Here is a 19,643-nt window from a genome sequence, read left to right as displayed (position 1 = left end):
GGTGTCAGGCGCCGTATACCGGCTCCGGGGTCACCGCCTTGGCGAGCAGGTCGTTGACGACCGCGCCGAGCTCGGCGGGCTCCCAGCGCGCGCCCTTGTCGGCGGCCGCGCCGTGCCGCCAGCCGTCGGCCACGGCGACCTTGCCGGCCTCGACCTCGAACATCCGCCCGGTGATCCCGGCGGATTCCGCGCTGCCCAGCCAAACCACCAGCGGCGACACATTTTCCGGCGCCATCGCGTCGAAGCCGCCGTCCTCGGGCGCGGACATGGTCTCGGCGAACACGGTCTCGGTCATCCGGGTGCGGGCGGCCGGGGCGATGGCGTTCACGGTGACGCCGTAGCGCCCGAATTCGGCGCTGGCGGTGAGGGTCAGGCCCGCGATGCCGGCCTTGGCGGCGCCGTAGTTGCTCTGGCCGACGCTGCCCTGCAGGCCCGCGCCGGAGCTGGTGTTGATGATGCGGGCGTCGACCGCGTTGCCCGCCTTGCTTTCCGCGCGCCAGTACTCGATCGCGTGCCGCATGGTGGCGAAGTGGCCCTTGAGGTGCACGCGGATGACCGCGTCCCACTCGTCCTCGGACAGGTTCGCCAGCATCCGGTCGCGCACGAAGCCGGCGTTGTTGACCAGCACGTCCAGCCGGCCGAAGGTGTCGACGGCGGTGCGGATCAGGCTGCGCGCGCCGTCCCAGTCCGCGACGTCGTCACCGTTGGCCACGGCTTCGCCGCCGAGCGCCACGATCTCCGAAACAACCTGCTGGGCCGGCGTTTCCGCGGTGGCGTCGCCGTTCAGCGCGGAGCCCAGATCGTTGACGACCACCTTCGCCCCTTCGGCGGCGAAGGCCAGCGCGTGCGCGCGGCCGATGCCGCGGCCCGCACCGGTGACGATGACCACGCGCCCGGCGCAGATCTGAGTGCCCATACCTGTTGTCCCTCTTTCGTATTCGGAAGTTTCAGCGATGTTTCGCGGTCGCGGCGGTGAGGAAGGCGGGGCGCTCGCCGCCGCCGTGCACCAGCAGGGTCGCGCCGCTGACGTAGGCGGCCAGCGGGGAGGCCAGGAAGGTGGCGCAGTGCCCGATGTCCTCGGGCCGGGCCAGCCGGCCCAGCGGGATGGTCTCGGCGACCGCGGCGATGCCGTTCTGGTCGCCGTAATGCAGTTCGCTCTGCTCGGTTTCGACCAGCCCGACGATCAGCGAATTGACCCGGACCTTCGGCGCCCACTCCACCGAGAGCGACTGGGTCAGGCTGTCGATGCCCGCCTTGGCCGCGCCGTAGGCGGCGGTGCCCGGCGAGGGGCGATGCCCGCTGACGCTGGAGACCATGACGATCGAGCCGCCGTCCGCCTGCTCCTGCATCACCGCGTTGGCGATCTGCGAAACCAGCAGCGGGGCGAGCAGGTTCAGCTCGACAATCTTCGAGTGGAAGTTCTTGCTGGCCTGCGCGGCGAGCGCGAACGGCGCGCCGCCGGCGTTGTTGACCACGTGATCGAGGCGGCCGTGCTTGCGCACGATGGTCTCGACCAGGCCGTTGACCGAGTCGGCGTCGCGCACGTCGCAGGGCAGATATTCGATTTCCCGGCCCGCGTGCGCCACCGGCGCCTCGGCGGGACGGCGCGCGCACGCGATGACGGTCGCGCCCGCCGCGAGGAAGGCCTTGCTCACTCCGGCGCCGACGCCGCGCACACCGCCGGTGACGAGAACGACGCGGCCGGACAGGTCGATTTCGAGAGGCACCGTGCTAACCTACCAAGCAACTGCTTGCTTCGGCAATGCGCTACGGCTGTCAAAGAACGATGGGACATTCGATGGGGATCAACCGTCACACCGAAACCGACGGCGTGGAAGTCGTCACGGTCGACTATCCGCCGGTCAACGCCCTGCCTTCGGACGGCTGGTTCGCACTCGCCGACGCGGTGCGCGAGGCCGGGCGCGATCCCGGCACCCGGGTCGTGGTGCTGCGCGCCGAGGGTCGCGGCTTCAACGCCGGTGTCGATATCAAGGAAATGAACGCGGACGTCGGGCACACCAAACTGATCGCCGCCAACCACGGCTGCTTCGAAGCCTTCGCCGCCGTCTACGACTGCCAGGTGCCCGTCGTCACCGCCGTCAACGGCTTCTGCCTCGGCGGCGGCATCGGCCTGGTCGGCAACTCCGATGTCATCGTCGCCTCCGACGACGCGACCTTCGGCCTGCCCGAGGTCGAGCGCGGCGCGCTCGGCGCGGCCACCCACCTGGCCCGGCTGGTCCCCCAGCACCTGATGCGGACCATGTTCTACACCGCGGGCAAGCTCACCGCGCAGCAGCTGCACCACTTCGGCTCGGTCTACAAGGTGGTGCCGCGCGCCGAACTCGACGCCGCCGCACTGGAAGTCGCGAAGAACATCGCCGACAAGGACGGCCGGGTCATCCGAGCCGCCAAGCGCGCGCTGAACGGGATCGACGTGCAGGACGTGCACCGCTCCTACCGCTACGAGCAGGGTTTCACCATGGAGCTCAACCTGGCCGGCGTGGCCGACGAGATCCGCGCCCGCTTCGACGACGATCTCGCCGCACAGAAGAAGGGGAAGTAAAAGCTGTGTCTACCCACCCCGCCGCCGGAAAAAGCACCGGCGGCTACCAACCCCAAAGGCGCGACAAGCGAATGTCGCTCGACGAAGTGGTCGGCGAGCTACGCAGCGGGATGACCATCGGCATCGGCGGCTGGGGTTCGCGGCGCAAGCCGCTCGCCTTGGTCCGCGCGCTCTTGCGTTCGGATGTCACGGATTTGACCGTCGTCACCTACGGCGGCCCGGACCTGGGCCTGCTGTGCTCGGCGGGCAAGGTGCGAAAGGCCTACTACGGCTTCGTATCCCTGGATTCCGCGCCGTTCTACGATCCCTGGTTCGCCAAGGCCCGCACCGGCGGCGAGATCACCGTGCGGGAAATGGACGAGGGCATGATCAAGTGCGGCCTGCAGGCCGCCGCCGCCCGGCTGCCGTTCCTGCCGATCCGCGCCGGGCTCGGCTCGGCCGTCCTGGATTTCTGGGAGGGCGAACTGAAGACCGTCGAGTCGCCGTACCCGACCGACGGCAAGACCGAAACCCTGGTCGCCATGCCGGCTTTGACCCTCGACGCCGCCTTCGTCCACCTGGATCTGGCCGACAAGCACGGCAACGCCGCCTACACCGGCGTCGACCCGTACTTCGACGACCTGTACTGCCTGGCCGCCGAGCGCCGCTACGTGTCGGCGGACCGGCTGGTGGAGACCGAGGAGCTGGTGAAAGCCGTTCCGCAGCAGTCGATCATCCTCAACCGGATGATGGTCGACGGGGTGGTCGAGGCGCCGGGCGGCGCGCACTTCACCTTCTCCGGCAGCTACGGCCGCGACGAGAAGTTCCAGCGCCACTATGTAGAGGCCGCCAAGACGCCCGAATCGTGGGCCGAGTTCAAGGCGCGGTACCTGGACGTGTCCGAGGACGAATACCAGGCCGCCGTCCGCGCTTTCGCCGAGGAGCAGAAGTGAGCAGCACCGAAACGAGCACCCGGGCCGAGGTCTGCGTCGTCGCCGCGGCCGAAATCTTCCGTGGCGCAGGCGAAATCATGGCCAGCCCGATGTCCACCGTCACCACCATCGGCGCGCGACTGGCCCGGCTCACCTTCGAGCCGGACCTGCTGCTCTCCGACGGCGAGGCGCTGTTCTTCGCCGAGGTACCCGCGATCGGCGGCAAGGCCCCGATCGAAGGCTGGATTCCGTTCTCCAAGGTCTTCGACGTCGTCGCCTCCGGTCGCCGGCACGTGGTGATGGGCGCCAACCAGATCGACCGGCACGGCAACCAGAACCTGTCGGCCTTCGGCGCGCTGCAACAGCCCACCCGGCAGATGTTCGGTGTGCGCGGTGCGCCCGGCAACACCATCAACCACGCCACCAGCTACTTCGTGCCCAAGCACAGCAAGCGCGTGTTCGTGGAAACCGTCGATATCGTCTCCGGCATCGGCTACGACAAGGTCGATCCCGAGAATCCGGCCTACCGGTTCCATCACCTGCACCGGGTGGTTTCCAACCTGGGCGTCTTCGACTTCAACGGCCCCGATCACACCCTGCGCGCGTTGTCGCTGCACCCGGGGGTGAGCGCCGACGAGGTCGCCGAGAACACCTCCTTCGAGATCGCGGGCCTCGGCGAAGCGGGCGAAACCCGTTTGCCCACCGAGGAAGAGCTGCGGATCATCCGCACCGTGCTCGATCCCAAGGGCTTCCGGGAAAAGGAAGTGCAGGCATGACCGGACGGCTGCGGACCCCGCTGACCGAACTCGTCGGCATCGAGCACCCGATCGTGCAGACCGGCATGGGCTGGGTCGCCGGGCCCGGCCTGGTCTCGGCCACGGCCAACGCGGGCGGGCTGGGCATCCTGGCCTCGGCCACCATGACCTTCGCCGAACTCGAAGCGGCGATCGCCAAGACCAAGGCGCAAACCGGCAAGCCCTTCGGGGTGAACATCCGCGCCGACGCCACCGACGCACCCGAGCGCATCGAGTTGCTCATCCGGGAGAAGGTGAAGGTCGCCTCCTTCGCGCTGGCACCGAAGAAGGAACTGATCGCCCGCCTGAAAGACGCGGGCGTGGTGGTCGTTCCGTCGATCGGCGCGGCCAAACACGCGGTGAAGGTGGCGTCCTGGGGCGCCGACGCGGTGATCGTGCAGGGCGGTGAAGGCGGCGGTCACACCGGCCCGGTCGCGACGACGCTGCTGCTGCCCTCGGTGCTGGACGCGGTGGACATCCCGGTCGTGGCCGGCGGCGGCTTCTTCGACGGACGCGGCCTGGCCGCCGCGCTCGCCTACGGCGCGGCGGGCGTCGCGATGGGCACCCGCTTCCTGCTCACCCAGGAGAGCAGCGTGCCCGAGGCCGTCAAGCAGGAGTACCTGGCCCGCGGCCTGCAGGACACGGTGGTCTCCACCAAGGTCGACGGTATGCCGCACCGGGTGCTCAACACCGAACTCGTGCAGAAGCTCGAGCATTCGGGCCGGACCCGTGGCCTCGCGGCCGCGGCCTCGAACGCGCTGAAGTTCAAGGGCATGACGGGCATGAAGTGGTCGACCATCGTCAAGGACGGTCTGGCCATGCGCAAACACAAGGACCTCACCTGGTCCCAGGTGATCATGGCCGCCAACACCCCGATGCTGCTGAAAGCCGGTCTGGTCGAGGGCAATACGCAGGCCGGCGTGCTGGCCGCGGGCCAGGTCACCGGCATCATCGAGGACCTGCCCACCGTGCAGGACCTCATCGACAGCATCATCACCGACGCACTGGCCCGCATCGGTGCGCTCGCGGCGCTGCCCGCCGAGGCACCGGTACCCGTGACCCACTCCTGACTCGGACGAAAGGGCGCCGCCGGTCCAATGACCAGCGGCGCCCTTTCGCGTGCATGACCTCATTATTCACGTACGCGATCAAGTACTAGATTGCTACGATTGAGAGGCCGTAGACGAAGCCGGAGAGGGATCACTCATGCAAGCCATGCACCAGAGCGCTGCTCGGGAGAACTTTACGGCGGTACTCGACGCCGCGACCGAGGACAACGACGAAGTCATCATCACTCGATCCGGGGGCAAAGGCTCCGCCGTCGTGATCTCGCTGGCCGAGTACAACTCGATGAAGGAAACCGCCCACCTGCTCAGTAATCCCGCGAACGCCGCCTGGCTGGCCAAGGGCATCGCACAATACCGGGCAGGTGAGGGCGAGGCGCGCGAGCTGGTCGACGTCGAGATGCCCGAGGACTCCGGCCAGTGACTCGGAAAGTGGTCTTCATAAGTACCGGATGGGCCGACTATAAGTCCTGGCTCGCCGACGACCGACGCATGGTGGGAAAGATCAATCGCCTGATCGACGACATCGTGCGTAACGGCAATGCCGAGGGGATCGGCAAGCCCGAGCCGCTGCGCGCGAATCTGTCCGGATTCTGGTCCCGGCGAATCGACCAGGAACACCGACTGGTGTATGTGGCCAACGACGACGATGTATCGATCATCGCCTGTCGTGGCCACTATGAATGACTGCGCCCACCGTTTGTCTCTCTACCAGGGCAACTGGCCGAGAACCGTGTCGTCCTCCGAGCCCCAGCGGTAGCCCCAGAGCTGGCCGGTCGGGCCGTCCTCGGCCAGCGTCGCCAGGGCGACGCTGACCTCGGCGCCCTGGGTGGCGGTGCGGAAGCCGCTGTTGCCGTTGAAGTCGGTGGCGCAGTAGCCGGGGTTGGCGGCGTTGACCTTGATCGGGGTGTCCCAGAGTTCCTTGGCGTACATGGCGGTGACCATGTTCAGCGCGGCCTTGGACGCCGGATAGGAGATGGCGGCGGCCGACCACATCGGGCTGGTCTGGTCCATCAGGAAGCCGATGGAGCCGACCTCGCTGGAGACCTGCACGATGCGCGCGGCCGGGGCGTTGCGCAGCAGCGGGAGCATGGCGTTGGTGACGGTGACGATGCCGAAGACGTTGGTTTCGAAGACCTCGCGCATCCGGTCCACGTCGGTCTCCGATGGCTTGTCGAACGTGCCGCCCGAGATCCCGGCGTTGTTCACCAGCACGTCGAGGCGGCCGAATTCGGCGTCGATCCAGGCGGCGGCCCGGGTGATGGACGCGGCGTCGGTGGCATCGATTTCGAGCGCGCGGGCATCGATCCCCTCGGCACGCAGTTTCTCGGCGGCCTCGGCGCCGCGTTCCGCGGACCGGGCGCCCACCAGCACGGTCAGGCCGCGAGCCCCGAGCTGCCGGGCGGTTTCGTAGCCGATGCCCCTGTTGGCACCGGTGATGAGGGCGATCTGCTTGTTTGTCATGGGACCGAGCCTGGCACCGCGCGCGGCCGCGCGGGAGGACCACTTCAGCCTGGTACAGGCTGTACCACGCTGGGTCCGCCACACCGCGGCGATACTGGACTCATGACCGATCGGGCCGAGCTGGCGAAATTCCTGACCGCGCGGCGCGGGCGGCTGCACCCGGCCGACGTGGGCCTGCCCGAGAACGGGCGGCGGCGGACCCCGGGGCTGCGCCGCCAAGAGGTGGCGCAACTGGCCGGGATCTCGGTCGACTATTACATCCGGATGGAGCAGGCGCGCGGCGCGAAGCCGTCACGTCAGGTGCTGGCCGCGGTCGGGCGGGCGCTGATGCTCAGCACGGACGAACGCGAGTACCTGTTCCGGATCGCCGGGGAGAACCCGCCGACGACCGCGGGGCCGAATCGCACGATCGCCCCGTCGACCCGGGTGCTGCTCGACAGCACCGCCGTCCCCGCCTACGTGGTGGACGCCTGCTACGACATCCTGGCGTGGAATGCGATGGCGGTGCCGTTCATCGGCGATCTCGCGAACGTGCCCGAGGACGACCGGAACATGGTGCGCTGGATGTTCCGCCTGCCCGACGACGCCGAGCCGTGGTCGGAGCCGGCCTCGGTGAACTTCGCCCGCTCCACCGTCGCCGACCTGCGCGCCGTCTACGCCCGCTACCCGGGCAATCCGGCGCTGGCGAGCCTGGTCACCGAGTTGCTCGGCACCTCGGGACGTTTCGCGCGGATGTGGGCCGAGCACGATGTCGAGGTGCGGCGCGGGCACAACAAGAAGATCCGGCATCCCGAGCTGGGCGAACTCGAATTCGACTGCCAGGTCCTCTACATCTCGGACTCGGATCAGCGCATCATCGTGTACTGCCCGGAACCCGGCTCCCCCACCGCGGCGACCTTCGCCTCGGTCGCCGCCGCGCTGCGCGCGCGGACGGCGGCGGTTGCTCCGGGAGCGATGTGCGGGCTGGACCACGCGGCCGACCCGGCGCGCGGCGCCGCCGTTCCCGGACGGCCGGTACTCACGGCGATCAGTCCGCCCGTCCCGAATCCTCCGGCGGACACCGCCGGCCCGCGCTGAACGGAGCGGGCCGCCGCCTTACCGTCAGACGCGCTCGATGATGGTGACGTTCGCGGTGCCGCCACCCTCACAGATGGTGAGCAGGCCGTAGCGGCCGTTCACCCGCTCCAGCTCGTTGAGCAGCGTCGCGAAGAGCTTCGCGCCCGTGGCGCCCAGCGGGTGCCCGAGGGCGATCGCGCCGCCGTTGACGTTCACCTTGTCGGGGTTGATGCCGGTTTCCTTGATCCAGGCCAGCACCACGGGAGCGAAGGCCTCGTTGATCTCGGCGACGTCGATGTCCTCGATGGACAGGCCGGTCTTCTCCAGCGCCCACTTGGTGGCCGGGATCGGCCCGGTGAGCATCATGATCGGATCGGCGCCGCGGGCGCTGACATGGTGGATGCGAGCGCGCGGCTTCAGTCCGTACTCCTGCACCGCCCACTCCGAGGCCAGCAGCGTGGCGCTGGCGCCGTCCGAAATCTGGCTGGCCACCGCGGCGGTCAGCGAGCCGCCCTCGGCGAGCACCTTGAGCCCGGCCATCTTCTCCAGGCTGGTCTCGCGCGGGCACTGGTCGATGCCGAACTCGCCGACGGGGACGATCTCGTTGTCGAAGCGGCCGTTCTTGATCGCGTCGCGGGCCCGGTCGTGGCTGCGCAGCGCCCACTGCTCCATCTCCAGCCGGCTGATGCCCCACTTGTCGGCGATCATCTGCGCGCCGTTGAACTGCGACACCTCACCGGTGCCGTAGCGGTGATCCCAGCCCTGCGAGCCGACGAACGGGGATTCGAAACCGTATTCCTTGCCCGCGAGCATCGCCGCGGAGATCGGGATCGCGCTCATGTTCTGCACGCCACCCGCGACGATCACCTCGGCGGTGCCGCTCATGATGGCCTGGGCGCCGAAATTGATGGCCTGCTGGGAGGATCCGCACTGCCGGTCCACCGTGACGCCCGGAACTTCCTCGGGGAAGCCCGCGGCCAGCCAGGCGGTGCGGCCGATATTGCCCGCCTGCGGTCCGATGTTGTCGACGCAGCCGACGATCACGTCGTCGACGGCGCTCGGATCGATCGGGCTGCGGTCCAGCAGGCCCTTGAGCACGGCCGCGCCGAGATCGGCCGGGTGCGTGGCGGCCAGCGCGCCGTTCTTCTTGCCGACCGGAGTACGCACCGCGTCGATCACGAAGGCGTCCTGGACCGGGGCGTACGGGCGGCGGGTGGGTGCAGACATGAGAGAGCTCCAAACTAGCTGTGCTGGACGGTGAGTCCGTCGAGCACGATGGTCAGGTACTGCTTGGCGAGGTTTTCGACGGTGATGGGGCCGCCCGGCTGGTACCAGCGGACCGCGACCCACACCGTGTCCCGCAGGAACCGGTAGGCCAGTTCGACGTCGAGTTCGGCCCGGAAGCTGCCGTCCGCGACGCCGTTGGTGAGCACTTTGTGCCAGAGTTCGCGGAATTCGTTGTTGTATTCGTCGATGTAGGCGAAGCGGTCGGCGCCGCGCAGGCGCTTGGCCTCGGCCTGATAGATCGCGACCGCGGCGTGGAAGTGATCGAAGGATTCGTAGGAGGCCAGGACCAGCGCTTCCAAGGTGTCGCGCGAACTCAGCCCCGCCGTGACGATCTCGCGGTACCGGCCGAACAGGTCATCGAGGAAGCCACGCAGGATCTCGTCCACCATGGATTCCTTGGAATCGAAGTGGTGGTAGAGGCTGCCGGATAGGATTCCGGCCGCGTCCGCGATATCGCGGACCGTGGTGGCGCGCAGCCCGCGCTGGGCGAACAGATCGGCCGCCAGCAAGAGCAGTTCATTACGCCTTGCCGATTTCGAGACGTCAGGTGCGGTCACATAGGCGATCGTACAACCAAGCATTTGCTTGGTCTAGAGCGGTACGGATCAACCCGCTTCGAACAGACCTATGACTCAGCGGAACGAGTAGCGTAGGGGCGAGGAGACGGACAGGTCGGCTAGCAGTCGATCACAGATGACGACCGGCGATATCCCCGCTCGCGCCAGCCGGGCGACCAGCGCCAATCGGCGCTCGGGGCTGTCCCATTCGACGGTCAGCGGCCCGCGTCCGGGGCCGGCGTCCACCGTTGCCATGACCCGCGGCGGCCCGTCGGGCATCGGTTCCTCGATGAGCTTGAGGACCATGCCGCGCTGCCACGCGTGATAGGTGTCCATATCGGCGCCGATCACCAATTTATCGGTGGCGGCGCACAATCCCTGCGCGATCTCGTCGGCGAAGGTGACCCGGTCGAAGCGGAACTGACGACAGCGCCGGACCACCTCGAGCAGATCGGCGCGCACCTCACGCATCAGCGAAGCCTGCCGCTGTCTGCGCCGCTCCTGTTCGGTGCCGGGACCGGGCGCGTGATCCAGCCCGATCCGCTTGGCCCGCTCGTGATCTCGCTGCATGTCCTCGCGTAGCGCACCGCGCGGATCGCGCGCCACCTCGACCTCGTCGATCGCGTACTGCTCGAGTATCTGTACGGCGCGGGTAGCCGTGGTGCGCTCGGAACGATGGTCCATGAGTTCGGCACCGAGGGTCAGCGCGGCCAGTACCAAGCTGTCCAGTCTGCGTCTGGCCAGCACGACTTCGCGCACCAAATCGAGTTCCAGTTGTTCGCGGGCATGTGGGCGATCCAGGCCCATAGCCATCGCCCCTCACGGGAGTTTGCGGGATCCGACCTCATCCAGCATGGCACACGAAAGGCATCGGCACGCAATGGTTTTTCAGCTGAGCAGATGCCCATATGCTGCGCAAATAGCGGATGTAGGACGGCGTTCGCACTCTTGCGCGGAGTCGTTTCGCGGTTGCCGGATGACGGACAGAAGGCGCACCGGGCGACCGCGGACAGCGCACTCGCCGTGCGCGGCCGGACCGGTGAGCAACCGCCGCGAGATCAGGCGCGCTGGCTGCTGATCGAAACCACTTCGCCCGTCAGATAAGTCGTGTAATCGCTGGCGAGCATGGCGATGGTGGCGGCCACCTCCCACGGTTCCGCGGCGCGCCCGAAGGCCTCGCGTTCGGACAGGGTGTCCAGCAGTTCGGACGAGGACACCTTGTCGAGGAATGCGTGCCGAGCGATGCTCGGTGAAACCGCGTTGATCCGGACACCCAATTCGGCGGCTTCGACCGCACTGCAGCGGGTCAGCGCCATGACGCCGGCCTTGGCGGCTGCATAGTGGGCTTGACCGTATTGCGCCCGCCAGCCGAGCACACTCGCGTTGTTCACGATCACGCCGCCGTGCCCGGCGTCGCGGAAGTAGCCCAGCGCGGCCCGGGTGCAGCGGAAGGTGCCGTTGAGGGTGATGTCCAGGACCCGGTCCCACTGCTCGTCGGTCATGTCGACCACCGGCGTCTCACCGCCGAGCCCGGCGTTGTTGACCATGATGTCGACCCGGCCCAGCGCCGCGGCCGCGCCGCGCACCAGTGCGTTCACCTGCTCGGTGCTCTGCACGTCGCACGCGATGGCCGCGACCCGGCGATCCGGGAATTCGCCCTTGAGTTCGACTTCGGTTTCGGCGAGCCGCCTTTCGTGCCAGTCCGAGACCACCACGTCCGCGCCCTCGGCCAGCAGCCGGCGGGCGGTCGCGGAACCGATACCGGTGCCGGCGGCGGCGGTGATGACAGCGGTGCGTCCGGTGAGCAGCCCGTGGCCGGCGACGGGTTGCGGCGCAACAGAAAGATCAGGCATCAGCGGGCCTCTCGCGGCAGACCGAGCACCCGCTCGGAGATGATGTTGCGCTGCACTTCGTTCGAACCTCCGTAGATCGTGTCGGCGCGGGTGAACAGATACATCCGCTGCCATTCGTTGAGATCGTCGTTGTCGTCGGCCAGCAGGCCCTGCGGACCGAGCACCGCCATGGCGAGTTCGCCGAGGCCGCGATGCCAGTTGGCCCACAGCAGTTTCGACACCGAGGCCTGCCCGCTGTCGTCGACCTCCGCGCTGGCCATGGTGCGGATGGCGTGGGCGCGCATCACGCGAAGGCCGACCCAGGCCCGATCGATCCGGTCCGCGATCAGCGGGTCCTCGGCCGCGCCGGTGCGCCGGGCCAGCGCCTCGACGTCGGCGAGTTCCTGGGCGAAGCGGATCTGCTGGCCGAGGGTGGAGACGCCGCGCTCGAAGGCCAGCGTGCCCATCGCGATGCGCCAGCCCGCCCCCGGTTCGCCGATGACGAGATCGGCGGCGGTGCGGGCGTTGTCGAAGAAGACCTCGTTGAATTCCGAGGTCCCGGTGAGCTGGATGATCGGGCGCACCTCGATGCCCGGCTGGTTCATCGGCACCAGCAGGTAGGACAGGCCCTTGTGACGCGCCGATCCCTTCTCGGTGCGCGCGATGACGAAGCACCAGTCGGCCACGTGCGCCAGCGAGGTCCAGATCTTCTGGCCGTTCACCGACCACTCGTCGCCGTCCAGGTGGGCCGAGGTGCTGACCGCGGCCAGGTCCGAGCCCGCGCCGGGCTCGGAGTAGCCCTGGCACCACAGCTCGGTGACATTGCGGACCCCGGGCAGGAACCGGTCCTTCTGGGCCTGGGTGCCGAAGGCCAGCACGGTCGGGCCGAGCAGTTCCTCACCGACGTGGGAGACCCGCGCGGGCGCGTTCGCCTTGGCGTACTCCTCGTGGAAGATCACCTGCTGGCGCACGGTGGCGTCGCGGCCCCCGTACTCCGCGGGCCACCCGAGGCAGGTCCACCCGGCCGCGGCGAGATGCCGGTCCCAGGCGAGCCGTTCGTCGAACGCCTCGTGCTCGCGGCCGGGACCGCCGAGTCCGCGCAGCGCGCGGAATTCGCCATTGAGGTTCTGCTCCAGCCACTCGCGCACTTCCGCGGAAAAGGCCGCATCCTGTGCGGCGGTACTGGAATCTGAGGTCTGGATCGCAACCACGACGGTAGGATAACCTACCAAGCACTTGCTTTGTTAGCCTCTAGATCTAGCGACTGCTGCAGGTCGCTCGAAAAGGTCAGCGGAGCGGCCCAGCGGACGGTGAGGACAACCGTGACAAACCCTGCACAGACGACACCGATGGCACTGCACGACGCCGCGCGCACCTACGGCGACGCACCGGCCCTCGCCGATGGCGCGGTCCGGCTGAGCTGGAATCAGCTGCTCGACGCGGTCCAGGAGGTGGCGCGAGCGTTGATCGCGCGCGGCGTGCAACCCGGCGACCGCGTCGCCATGTGGGCGCCGAACACCCATCACTGGGTGCTGGCCGCGCTCGGCGCGCACTACGCGGGCGCGGCGCTGGTGCCGCTGAACACCCGGTACGTGGCCGACGAGGCCGCCGACGTGCTGGAGCGGGTCGACGCCAAGGCGCTGTTCATCGCCGGCACCTTCCTCGGACGCGATCGGCTGGCCGAATTGCGCGCCGCGGCACCGGGGCTGGCGATCCCGACGGCCGTGGTGATCCCGATCGAGCCCGATTCCGCGGTGCCTGCCGATACGCACACACTGAATTTCTCGGACCTGGCCGGCGTCGCCGCCACGGTCTCGGTGGCCGAGGCCCGCAAGCGCGCCGAGGCCGTCGCCCCCGAGGACCTGTCCGACATCCTCTTCACCTCCGGCACCACCGGGCGCAGCAAGGGAACGCTGGTCGTGCACCGGCAGGCGCTGTCGGTGGTGCGGGCCTGGGCCGCGTGCACCACCCTGCGGGCCGAGGATCGCTACCTGGTGGTGAGCCCGTTCTTCCACAACTTCGGCTACAAGGCCGGCATCTTGGCCTGCCTGGTGAGCGGGGCGACGATCGTGCCGCAGGCCACCTTCGACGTGCCGCAGACCATGCGGCTGATCGCCGAGGAGCAGATCACCGTGCTGCCCGGGCCGCCGACGATCTACCAGACGATCCTGGATTTCCCGGAGCGCGAGCAGTTCGATCTGAGCAGTCTGCGGGTGGCGGTCACCGGCGCCGCGACGGTGCCGGTGGTGCTGGTCGAGCGGATGCGTTCCGAGCTCCGATTCGATGTCGTCATCACGGGTTACGGGCTGGCCGAGGCCGCCGGTTTCGGCACCATGTGCCGGGTCGACGACGACGCCGAGACCATCGCCAACACCTGTGGCCGGCCGGTCGCCGATTTCGAACTGCGGCTCAGCCCCGCGGGTGAGGTGCTGCTGCGCGGCCCGAACGTGATGCTGGGTTATCTCGACGATCCGAAGAGCACCGCCGAAACCATCGATGCCGAGGGCTGGTTGCACACCGGCGACATCGGCACCATCGACGAGCGCGGCTATCTGAAGATCACCGACCGGCTCAAGGACATGTACATCTCGGGCGGATTCAACGTCTACCCGGCCGAGGTCGAGCAGGCGCTGGCCCGGCTCGACGGCGTCGCCGAGTCCGCGGTCATCGGGGTGCCCGACACCCGGATGGGCGAGGTCGGTAAGGCGTACGTGGTGCGCAAGCAGGGCGCGGCGGTGACCGAGGAAGACGTGCGCGCGCACGCCTCGACGGTGCTGGCCAACTTCAAGGTGCCGCGCTTCGTCGAATTCCGCGATCAGCTGCCCTACAGCGCCGCGGGGAAAGTGCTCAAGCGCGAACTACGTGAGGAGATCAAATGAGTGAGGGTGTTCCCGACGAGGGTGAAGTCGTCACCTATGAGGTCCGGGGCCGGGTCGCGATCATCACGCTGAATCGGCCGGACTACCGCAATGCCCAGAACTCGGTGATGACCTACGCCCTGGACGCCGCGTTCGTGCGCGCGGTCGAGGACCCCGAGGTCGGCGTGATCGTGCTGGCGGGCAACGGGAAACACTTCAGCGCCGGCCACGACATCGGCACGCCCGGCCGCGATCACCATGTGCGCTACGAGAACAAGGCCGCGCTGTGGTGGGACCACGTCGACCGGGCCGGCGGCGATCAGCGTTTCGCCCGCGAGACCGAGGTGTATCTCGGCATGTGCCGGCGCTGGCGCGAGATCCCGAAGCCGACCATCGCGATGGTGCAGGGCGCCTGCATCGCGGGCGGGCTGATGCTGGCCTGGGTCTGCGACATGATCATCGCCGCCGACGACGCGTTCTTCTCCGATCCCGTGGTGCGAATGGGCATTCCGGGTGTCGAGTATTTCGCGCACCCCTGGGTGATGGGCCCGCGCGCGGCCAAGGAATTCCTGTTCACCGGCGATCGCTTCGACGCGGCGCAGGCCAAGGAGTGGGGCATGGTCAACCGGGTCGTGCCGCGCGCCGAACTCGAGGCGCAGACCCTGGCGCTGGCCGAGAAGATCGCCGCCATGCCGCAATTCGGGCTCGCCCTGACCAAGAAGGCCGTCAACCAGGCCGAGGACCTGATGGGCCTGCGCAGCGGCATGGATTCGGTGTTCGGGCTGCATCATTTCGCGCACGCGCACAACGCCGAGGTCGGCGCCGATTCGCTGGGCGGCATGAACGCCAAGTCGATGAAGGCCACCGCGACTCAGCAGAACGGGACAAGGTAAGTGGATCTGGATTTCGACCAGGCGACCCAGGAATTCCAGCGCGAAGTCCGCGAATTCCTCGCCGCCACCAAACCCGCCACGCCGTTGGCCTCGATGGACACCAAAGCCGGATTCGAGGCGCACCGCGACTGGGAGCGCACGCTCGCCGAGGCGCGGCTCTCGGTGGTGTCCTGGCCCGCGGAATTCGGCGGGCGCGATGCCTCGCTGCTGGAATGGGTGCTCTTCGAGCAGGAGTACTACGCCGCGGGCGCACCCGGGCGGGTCAGCCAGAACGGCATCTTCCTGCTCGCGCCGACGCTGTTCGAGCACGGCACCCCCGAGCAGCTGGAACGGATCATGCCGCGGATGGCGCGCGGCGACGACATCTGGGCGCAGGCCTGGTCCGAGCCCGAGGCGGGCAGCGATCTGGCCGGCATCCGCTCCACCGCGCGCCGCACCGACGGCGGCTGGCTGCTGAGCGGCCAGAAGACCTGGAGCTCGCGGGCGGCGTTCGCGGACTGGGCCTTCGGGCTCTTCCGCAGCGACCCGGAGGCCGAACGGCACCGCGGGCTCACCTATGTGATGTTCCCGCTGAACGGCGACGGCGTCTCGGTGCGCCCGATTCCGCAGCTCGACGGTGAGCCCGGCTTCGCCGAGATCTTCCTCGACGACGTGTTCGTGCCGGACCGCGACGTGATCGGCGCGCCGAACGAGGGCTGGCGGGTGGCCATGAGCACCTCCAGCAACGAGCGCGGCCTCTCGCTGCGCAGCCCCGGCCGGTTCAGCGCCACCGCGGAGCGGCTGGTCGAGCTGTGGCTGGAAACCGGCGACCGCACCAACACCGCGCAGCGCGATGCCGTGGTGGACGCCTGGCTGGGCAGTGAGGCCTACCGGCTGCACACCTTCGGCACTGTCACCCGGCTCAACGAGGGCGGCAAGCTCGGCGCGGAATCCTCGATCACCAAGGTCTTCTGGTCCGAACTCGACATCGCCATGCACGAGACCGCGCTGGATGTGCTGGGTTCGGCGGGCGAGCTGGCCGGGCCCTGGACCGACGGCTACCTGTTCTCGCTGTCCGGCCCGATCTACGCAGGCACCAACGAGATCCAGCGCAATATCATCGCCGAGCGGCTGCTCGGACTACCTAGAGGGAGCAGCCGGTGAGGTTCGCGCTCAGCCCGGAACAACTCGACTTCGGCACCAGCGTCCGCAAGCTGCTCGACGCCGGGCAGACGCCCGCCGCGGTGCGCGCCTGGGCCGCCGGTGACGCCCGCGCCGGGCGGGGGTTGATCCGTCAGCTCGCCAATTCCGGCGTGCTCGGCCTGGCGATCACCGAGGACAACGGCGGAGTCGGCGCGGAGCCGATCGACCTGGTCGTGGCGTTCCTGGAGATCGGCCGCGCCGGGGTGCCCGGACCGCTGGTGGAGACCGCCGCCGCGATTCCCGCCCTGCTGCAAGCACTCCCGGATCCGGAGCTGGCGCAGCGCTGGCTCCCCGGCTTCGCCGAGGGCACCGCGCTGGGCACCATCGCCTTCGCCGCGCCGGATTCGGATCCGGTGGTCCTGGACGCCGACACGGCCGAGGTGGTGCTGGTGGTGGCCGGCGCCGAGCTGTGCCAGGCCGAGCACCGCACGCTGGTGCGCTCGGTGGACCCGGCCCGCCGGTTGTTCACCGTCAGCCCGGACGCGGCGGTCGTCGAGGGTGACGCGGTGGTCGAGGCCGCCGCCGCCGCGTTCGACACCGGCGCGCTGGCCTGCGCGGCGCAGCTGCTCGGCGCGGGCCGCGCGCTGCTGCACCAGGCCACCGAGTACGCCAAGCAACGCAAGCAGTTCGGCAAGCCGATCGGCGAATTCCAGGCCGTGAAGCAGAAGCTCGCCGATGTGCTGATCGCGCTGGATCTGGCCGAGCCGCTGCTGTTCCGCGCGGCGCTGACCCTGGGTGAGCCGACCCGCGCCCGCGATGTCTCGGCCGCCGTGGTCGCCTGCGGTGATGCCGCGTACGGCGCCGCGCGGGCGGCGTTGCAGGTGCACGGCGCGATCGGCTACACCGCCGAATACGACCTGTCGCTGTGGCTGACCAAGGTGACCGCGCTCCGATCCGCCTGGGGTACCCCGGATCTGCATCGGTCCCGGATCGCCCGCGCCCTGCGCGACGAGTCCGTTCAGGCCCGGATGTTGCGGGGTGAGGCATGACCAGCGCGGAGCATCAGGAGTTCACCGCCTCCCTGCGCGCCCTGCTCACCAAGCACGCGGGCAGCGCCGCCGTGCGCGCGGGGAGCGAGACCGAGGCCGGCTACGGCACCGCGCTGTGGCAGCGGCTGTGCGAGCAGATCGGTGTCGCGGCGCTGGCGATCCCGGAGGACTACGACGGCATCGGCGCGTCGCTGCTCGAATCCCTGCTGGTGGTCGGCGAGTTGGGCCGGACCCTGGCCGACGTGCCGATGCTGGGCTCGGCGGTGCTCGGCGCCCAGGCCGTGCTGCTCTCCGGTGACACCGAGGCCTGTGCCCGGCTGCTGCCGGACCTGGCCGCGGGTACCCGGACCCTTGCGGTGTGCTGGGCCGCCGCGACCGGCTGGGACGACTTCGGCGTGCGCGCCGAGGGCGAGACGCTCAGCGGGACAGCGCACTATGTGCTCGGCACGCACGCCGACACCTTGATCGTGCTCACCGCGGCAGGCGTGTTCGAGGTCGATGGCGAGGCCGCGGGTGTCACCCGCCGCGCGGTCGCGACCATGGACCCCACCCGCAAGCTGTCCGAGCTCACCTTCGCGGACGTGACCGGGCGTCGCCTCGGTACCGCCGACGTCGGGCCGATCGTCGCGCGCCTGCGCGAAATCGCCTGGGCCGCGGTCGCCGCCGAACAGGTCGGCGCGATGCAGTGGTGCCTGGACACCACGGTCGAATACAGCAAGTCCCGAGTCCAGTTCGGCCGGGCGATCGGCAGCTTCCAGGCGCTCAAGCATCGGATGGCCGATATGTACGTGCTGCTGGAATCCGCGCGCTCGGCCGCGCTCGCGGCCGCTGTCGCGGTCGCCGAGGACAGCCCGTCGGCGGCCGAGGAGGTGTGGGCCGCCCGGCTGCACTGCTCGGCGGCGTTCACCCGGATCGCCGCCGAAACCGTGCAACTGCACGGCGGTATCGCCATCACCTGGGAACACGACGCGCAATTGTTCTTCAAGCGCGCGCACGGCACCGCGCAGCTGTTCGGCAATCCCCGCAGGCCGCTGGCACATTCGGCCTAGCCGTGGCCGTCCCGGCGGCGATGACATGCCGGGACGGCCACGCCCTGGGGGCGGCGGGGTGATGCGGGTACGGTCGAGAAGTATGGGCGATCCGATAGGCGCGGTGAAGATCGAGACCTCGCACAAGCGAGTCCGGGTCTACCTCGGCGGGCATCTGGTGGCCGACAGCACCAGGCCGGCGCTGGTCTGGGAGCACCCGTATTACCCCACCTACTATCTGCCCGCGGTGGATCTGCGCGCGAAACTCGAACCCAGCGGCGGCGCCGACCACTCCCCCGGGCTCGGCACCGGCACCGGGTACGACGTCGTCATCAACGGCATCACCGCGGAGAATGCCGCACTGCGCTACCATGATTCGCCGGTGCCGGGCCTGAACGAGCTGGTCCGGCTGGCCTGGAACGCGATGGACGAATGGTTCGAGGAAGACGAACCCGTCTATGTGCATCCGCGGGATCCGTACTCACGGGTCGACATCCTGGCCTCCACCCGCCAGGTGCGGGTGGAGATCGACGGCGTCACCGTCGCCGACTCCCGATCGCCGCGGATCCTGTTCGAAACCGGGCTGCCGCCACGGTATTACCTGCCGCTGACCGATGTGCGGATGGACCTGCTGGTGGATTCCGATACCCACAGCAGCTGCCCCTACAAGGGCAACGCGGACTACTGGAATGTGCGGGTCGGCGACAACGAGTACGCCGATTACGTGTGGATCTATCGCACACCGGTGCCGGAGAGCCAGAAGATCCAGGGCCTGGCCTGCTTCTACAACGAGAAGGTCGACATCTATCTCGACGGCGAGCTGCAGGATCGCCCGCACAGCCCGTTCAGCTGAACCAGCGCCGGCGGCGCGGGCGCGGTTCGCGCCGGTAGACCTCCGCGGTGATGCGCGCGCCCAGCGAATTGGTCACGTGGAAGTACTCGCCGCCGATCTCGGTGGCCGCGCGGGCGATCTCCTCGATCGAGCCGTGGAAATCACCGGCGCCGATCGGGGTCAGGGTCATCTCGACCGCGCCCACCCGGTCGAATCCCAGGGCCGGGGCCCGGTCGAGTTCTTCGGCAATCCCGCGCACCCCTCCACTGTCGACCGGACCGCGCACGCCGTCAAGACCGTGCGACAGCGGAAGGCCCCGCCGTCGCACGGCAG

The 19,643-nt window shown here is 69.0% G+C and carries 22 protein-coding genes; 13 read left to right on the top strand and 9 right to left on the bottom strand.

Translation table 11 applies throughout. The annotated features are described in order from the left end of the window. Nucleotides 1-4 precede the first annotated feature (4 nt). Together AB0H76_RS27085 and AB0H76_RS27080 are read right to left on the bottom strand one after the other, a co-directional pair. A complete protein-coding gene (locus tag AB0H76_RS27085) occupies nucleotides 5-916 on the bottom strand; it encodes an SDR family oxidoreductase (RefSeq protein ID WP_357329416.1) in 912 nt (303 codons plus the stop codon). A 31-nt stretch (nucleotides 917-947) separates the two neighbouring features. Then, nucleotides 948-1,727, bottom strand: coding sequence for an SDR family oxidoreductase (locus tag AB0H76_RS27080; RefSeq protein ID WP_357329414.1), 780 nt, complete (start codon nucleotides 1,725-1,727; stop codon nucleotides 948-950). 71 nt (nucleotides 1,728-1,798) lie between these two features. On the opposite strand from AB0H76_RS27080, the gene AB0H76_RS27075 reads away from it, so the two are divergent. From AB0H76_RS27075 to AB0H76_RS27050, 6 genes are all read left to right on the top strand, one after another. Further along, nucleotides 1,799-2,563: an enoyl-CoA hydratase family protein gene (locus AB0H76_RS27075; RefSeq protein ID WP_357329412.1), complete on the top strand. Its 765-nt coding sequence runs from the start codon at nucleotides 1,799-1,801 to the stop codon at nucleotides 2,561-2,563. A 71-nt stretch (nucleotides 2,564-2,634) separates the two neighbouring features. Beyond that, nucleotides 2,635-3,495, top strand: coding sequence for a CoA-transferase (locus AB0H76_RS27070; protein ID WP_357329410.1), 861 nt, complete (start codon nucleotides 2,635-2,637; stop codon nucleotides 3,493-3,495). Then, nucleotides 3,492-4,250 (top strand): CoA-transferase, encoded by a 759-nt coding sequence (locus tag AB0H76_RS27065; RefSeq protein ID WP_357329408.1) that lies wholly within the window; start codon nucleotides 3,492-3,494, stop codon nucleotides 4,248-4,250. The genes AB0H76_RS27070 and AB0H76_RS27065 overlap by 4 nt, the downstream gene beginning before the upstream one ends. Then, complete coding sequence (locus AB0H76_RS27060) at nucleotides 4,247-5,338, top strand: nitronate monooxygenase (protein ID WP_357329406.1); 1,092 nt, start codon at nucleotides 4,247-4,249, stop codon at nucleotides 5,336-5,338. The genes AB0H76_RS27065 and AB0H76_RS27060 overlap by 4 nt, the downstream gene beginning before the upstream one ends. Nucleotides 5,339-5,474: 136 nt before the next feature. Next, on the top strand, nucleotides 5,475-5,756 hold the full coding sequence (locus tag AB0H76_RS27055; RefSeq protein ID WP_357329405.1) for a type II toxin-antitoxin system prevent-host-death family antitoxin: 282 nt from the start codon (nucleotides 5,475-5,477) through the stop codon (nucleotides 5,754-5,756). Next, nucleotides 5,753-6,019 carry a Txe/YoeB family addiction module toxin gene (locus AB0H76_RS27050; RefSeq protein WP_357329403.1) on the top strand — a complete coding sequence of 89 codons (267 nt, stop codon included), beginning with the start codon at nucleotides 5,753-5,755 and terminating at the stop codon, nucleotides 6,017-6,019. The genes AB0H76_RS27055 and AB0H76_RS27050 overlap by 4 nt, the downstream gene beginning before the upstream one ends. 21 nt (nucleotides 6,020-6,040) lie before the next feature. Here the strand turns inward: AB0H76_RS27050 and AB0H76_RS27045 are convergent, their stop codons facing one another. Beyond that, nucleotides 6,041-6,796, bottom strand: a complete 756-nt coding sequence (locus AB0H76_RS27045; RefSeq protein ID WP_357329401.1) for an SDR family oxidoreductase — start codon at nucleotides 6,794-6,796, stop codon at nucleotides 6,041-6,043. Nucleotides 6,797-6,898: 102 nt separating this feature from the next. Here AB0H76_RS27045 and AB0H76_RS27040 point away from each other — a divergent pair, with 102 nt between their 5' ends. Then, the gene (locus AB0H76_RS27040) at nucleotides 6,899-7,873 is read left to right on the top strand and encodes a helix-turn-helix transcriptional regulator (protein ID WP_357329399.1); all 975 of its coding nucleotides are present in this window, start codon (nucleotides 6,899-6,901) and stop codon (nucleotides 7,871-7,873) included. Nucleotides 7,874-7,897: 24 nt separating this feature from the next. Here the strand turns inward: AB0H76_RS27040 and AB0H76_RS27035 are convergent, their stop codons facing one another. The 5 genes from AB0H76_RS27035 to AB0H76_RS27015 all read right to left on the bottom strand — a co-directional run bounded on the left by AB0H76_RS27035 (nucleotide 7,898) and on the right by AB0H76_RS27015 (nucleotide 12,739). Continuing rightward, nucleotides 7,898-9,079, bottom strand: a complete 1,182-nt coding sequence (locus AB0H76_RS27035) for an acetyl-CoA C-acetyltransferase (RefSeq protein WP_357329397.1) — start codon at nucleotides 9,077-9,079, stop codon at nucleotides 7,898-7,900. A gap of 14 nt (nucleotides 9,080-9,093) precedes the next feature. Then, entirely contained in the window at nucleotides 9,094-9,720 is a 627-nt protein-coding gene (locus tag AB0H76_RS27030; RefSeq protein WP_357329396.1) for a TetR/AcrR family transcriptional regulator, read from the bottom strand. Nucleotides 9,721-9,771: 51 nt separating this feature from the next. Continuing rightward, nucleotides 9,772-10,503, bottom strand: a complete 732-nt coding sequence (locus AB0H76_RS27025; protein ID WP_357329394.1) for a hypothetical protein — start codon at nucleotides 10,501-10,503, stop codon at nucleotides 9,772-9,774. 251 nt (nucleotides 10,504-10,754) lie between these two features. After that, the gene (locus AB0H76_RS27020; protein ID WP_357329392.1) at nucleotides 10,755-11,549 is read right to left on the bottom strand and encodes an SDR family oxidoreductase; all 795 of its coding nucleotides are present in this window, start codon (nucleotides 11,547-11,549) and stop codon (nucleotides 10,755-10,757) included. Further along, nucleotides 11,549-12,739, bottom strand: a complete 1,191-nt coding sequence (locus tag AB0H76_RS27015; protein ID WP_357329391.1) for an acyl-CoA dehydrogenase family protein — start codon at nucleotides 12,737-12,739, stop codon at nucleotides 11,549-11,551. The genes AB0H76_RS27020 and AB0H76_RS27015 overlap by 1 nt, the downstream gene beginning before the upstream one ends. A gap of 111 nt (nucleotides 12,740-12,850) precedes the next feature. Between AB0H76_RS27015 and AB0H76_RS27010 the strand changes: the two genes are divergently transcribed. From AB0H76_RS27010 to AB0H76_RS26985, 6 genes are all read left to right on the top strand, one after another. After that, nucleotides 12,851-14,407 (top strand): FadD3 family acyl-CoA ligase, encoded by a 1,557-nt coding sequence (locus AB0H76_RS27010; protein WP_357329389.1) that lies wholly within the window; start codon nucleotides 12,851-12,853, stop codon nucleotides 14,405-14,407. Further along, nucleotides 14,404-15,279, top strand: a complete 876-nt coding sequence (locus tag AB0H76_RS27005) for an enoyl-CoA hydratase (protein ID WP_357329387.1) — start codon at nucleotides 14,404-14,406, stop codon at nucleotides 15,277-15,279. The genes AB0H76_RS27010 and AB0H76_RS27005 overlap by 4 nt, the downstream gene beginning before the upstream one ends. Further along, a complete protein-coding gene (locus tag AB0H76_RS27000) occupies nucleotides 15,280-16,422 on the top strand; it encodes an acyl-CoA dehydrogenase family protein (RefSeq protein WP_357329385.1) in 1,143 nt (380 codons plus the stop codon). Then, on the top strand, nucleotides 16,419-17,450 hold the full coding sequence (locus AB0H76_RS26995) for an acyl-CoA dehydrogenase family protein (protein ID WP_357329383.1): 1,032 nt from the start codon (nucleotides 16,419-16,421) through the stop codon (nucleotides 17,448-17,450). The genes AB0H76_RS27000 and AB0H76_RS26995 overlap by 4 nt, the downstream gene beginning before the upstream one ends. Then, nucleotides 17,447-18,499 carry an acyl-CoA dehydrogenase family protein gene (locus AB0H76_RS26990; protein ID WP_357329381.1) on the top strand — a complete coding sequence of 351 codons (1,053 nt, stop codon included), beginning with the start codon at nucleotides 17,447-17,449 and terminating at the stop codon, nucleotides 18,497-18,499. Before AB0H76_RS26995 ends, AB0H76_RS26990 begins: the two co-directional genes overlap by 4 nt. 82 nt (nucleotides 18,500-18,581) lie before the next feature. Next, the gene (locus AB0H76_RS26985) at nucleotides 18,582-19,331 is read left to right on the top strand and encodes a DUF427 domain-containing protein (protein ID WP_357329379.1); all 750 of its coding nucleotides are present in this window, start codon (nucleotides 18,582-18,584) and stop codon (nucleotides 19,329-19,331) included. On the opposite strand, the gene AB0H76_RS26980 is transcribed toward AB0H76_RS26985, so the two are convergent. Next, nucleotides 19,324-19,569 carry a hypothetical protein gene (locus AB0H76_RS26980; RefSeq protein ID WP_357329377.1) on the bottom strand — a complete coding sequence of 82 codons (246 nt, stop codon included), beginning with the start codon at nucleotides 19,567-19,569 and terminating at the stop codon, nucleotides 19,324-19,326. The two genes, AB0H76_RS26985 and AB0H76_RS26980, sit on opposite strands and share 8 nt — an antisense overlap. Nucleotides 19,570-19,643: the final 74 nt, after the last annotated feature.

Source organism: Nocardia sp. NPDC050712, assembly GCF_040654295.1.
Lineage (GTDB): Bacteria > Actinomycetota > Actinomycetes > Mycobacteriales > Mycobacteriaceae > Nocardia.
Note: the sequence above shows the minus strand (reverse complement) of the source record. Positions and strands in the feature narration are given on the sequence as shown.

Excerpts from the sequence above, each read along its gene's own strand:
- AB0H76_RS27085 (WP_357329416.1), bottom strand. The coding sequence starts at position 916 with ATGGGCACTCAGATCTGCGCCGGGCGCGTGGTCATCGTCACCGGTGCG.
- AB0H76_RS27075 (WP_357329412.1), top strand. The coding sequence starts at position 1,799 with ATGGGGATCAACCGTCACACCGAAACCGACGGCGTGGAAGTCGTCACG.
- AB0H76_RS27070 (WP_357329410.1), top strand. The coding sequence starts at position 2,635 with ATGTCGCTCGACGAAGTGGTCGGCGAGCTACGCAGCGGGATGACCATC.
- AB0H76_RS27060 (WP_357329406.1), top strand. The coding sequence starts at position 4,247 with ATGACCGGACGGCTGCGGACCCCGCTGACCGAACTCGTCGGCATCGAG.
- AB0H76_RS27055 (WP_357329405.1), top strand. The coding sequence starts at position 5,475 with ATGCAAGCCATGCACCAGAGCGCTGCTCGGGAGAACTTTACGGCGGTA.
- AB0H76_RS27045 (WP_357329401.1), bottom strand. The coding sequence starts at position 6,796 with ATGACAAACAAGCAGATCGCCCTCATCACCGGTGCCAACAGGGGCATC.
- AB0H76_RS27040 (WP_357329399.1), top strand. The coding sequence starts at position 6,899 with ATGACCGATCGGGCCGAGCTGGCGAAATTCCTGACCGCGCGGCGCGGG.
- AB0H76_RS27035 (WP_357329397.1), bottom strand. The coding sequence starts at position 9,079 with ATGTCTGCACCCACCCGCCGCCCGTACGCCCCGGTCCAGGACGCCTTC.
- AB0H76_RS27030 (WP_357329396.1), bottom strand. The coding sequence starts at position 9,720 with ATGCTTGGTTGTACGATCGCCTATGTGACCGCACCTGACGTCTCGAAA.
- AB0H76_RS27025 (WP_357329394.1), bottom strand. The coding sequence starts at position 10,503 with ATGGGCCTGGATCGCCCACATGCCCGCGAACAACTGGAACTCGATTTG.
- AB0H76_RS27020 (WP_357329392.1), bottom strand. The coding sequence starts at position 11,549 with ATGCCTGATCTTTCTGTTGCGCCGCAACCCGTCGCCGGCCACGGGCTG.
- AB0H76_RS27005 (WP_357329387.1), top strand. The coding sequence starts at position 14,404 with ATGAGTGAGGGTGTTCCCGACGAGGGTGAAGTCGTCACCTATGAGGTC.
- AB0H76_RS26990 (WP_357329381.1), top strand. The coding sequence starts at position 17,447 with ATGACCAGCGCGGAGCATCAGGAGTTCACCGCCTCCCTGCGCGCCCTG.
- AB0H76_RS26985 (WP_357329379.1), top strand. The coding sequence starts at position 18,582 with ATGGGCGATCCGATAGGCGCGGTGAAGATCGAGACCTCGCACAAGCGA.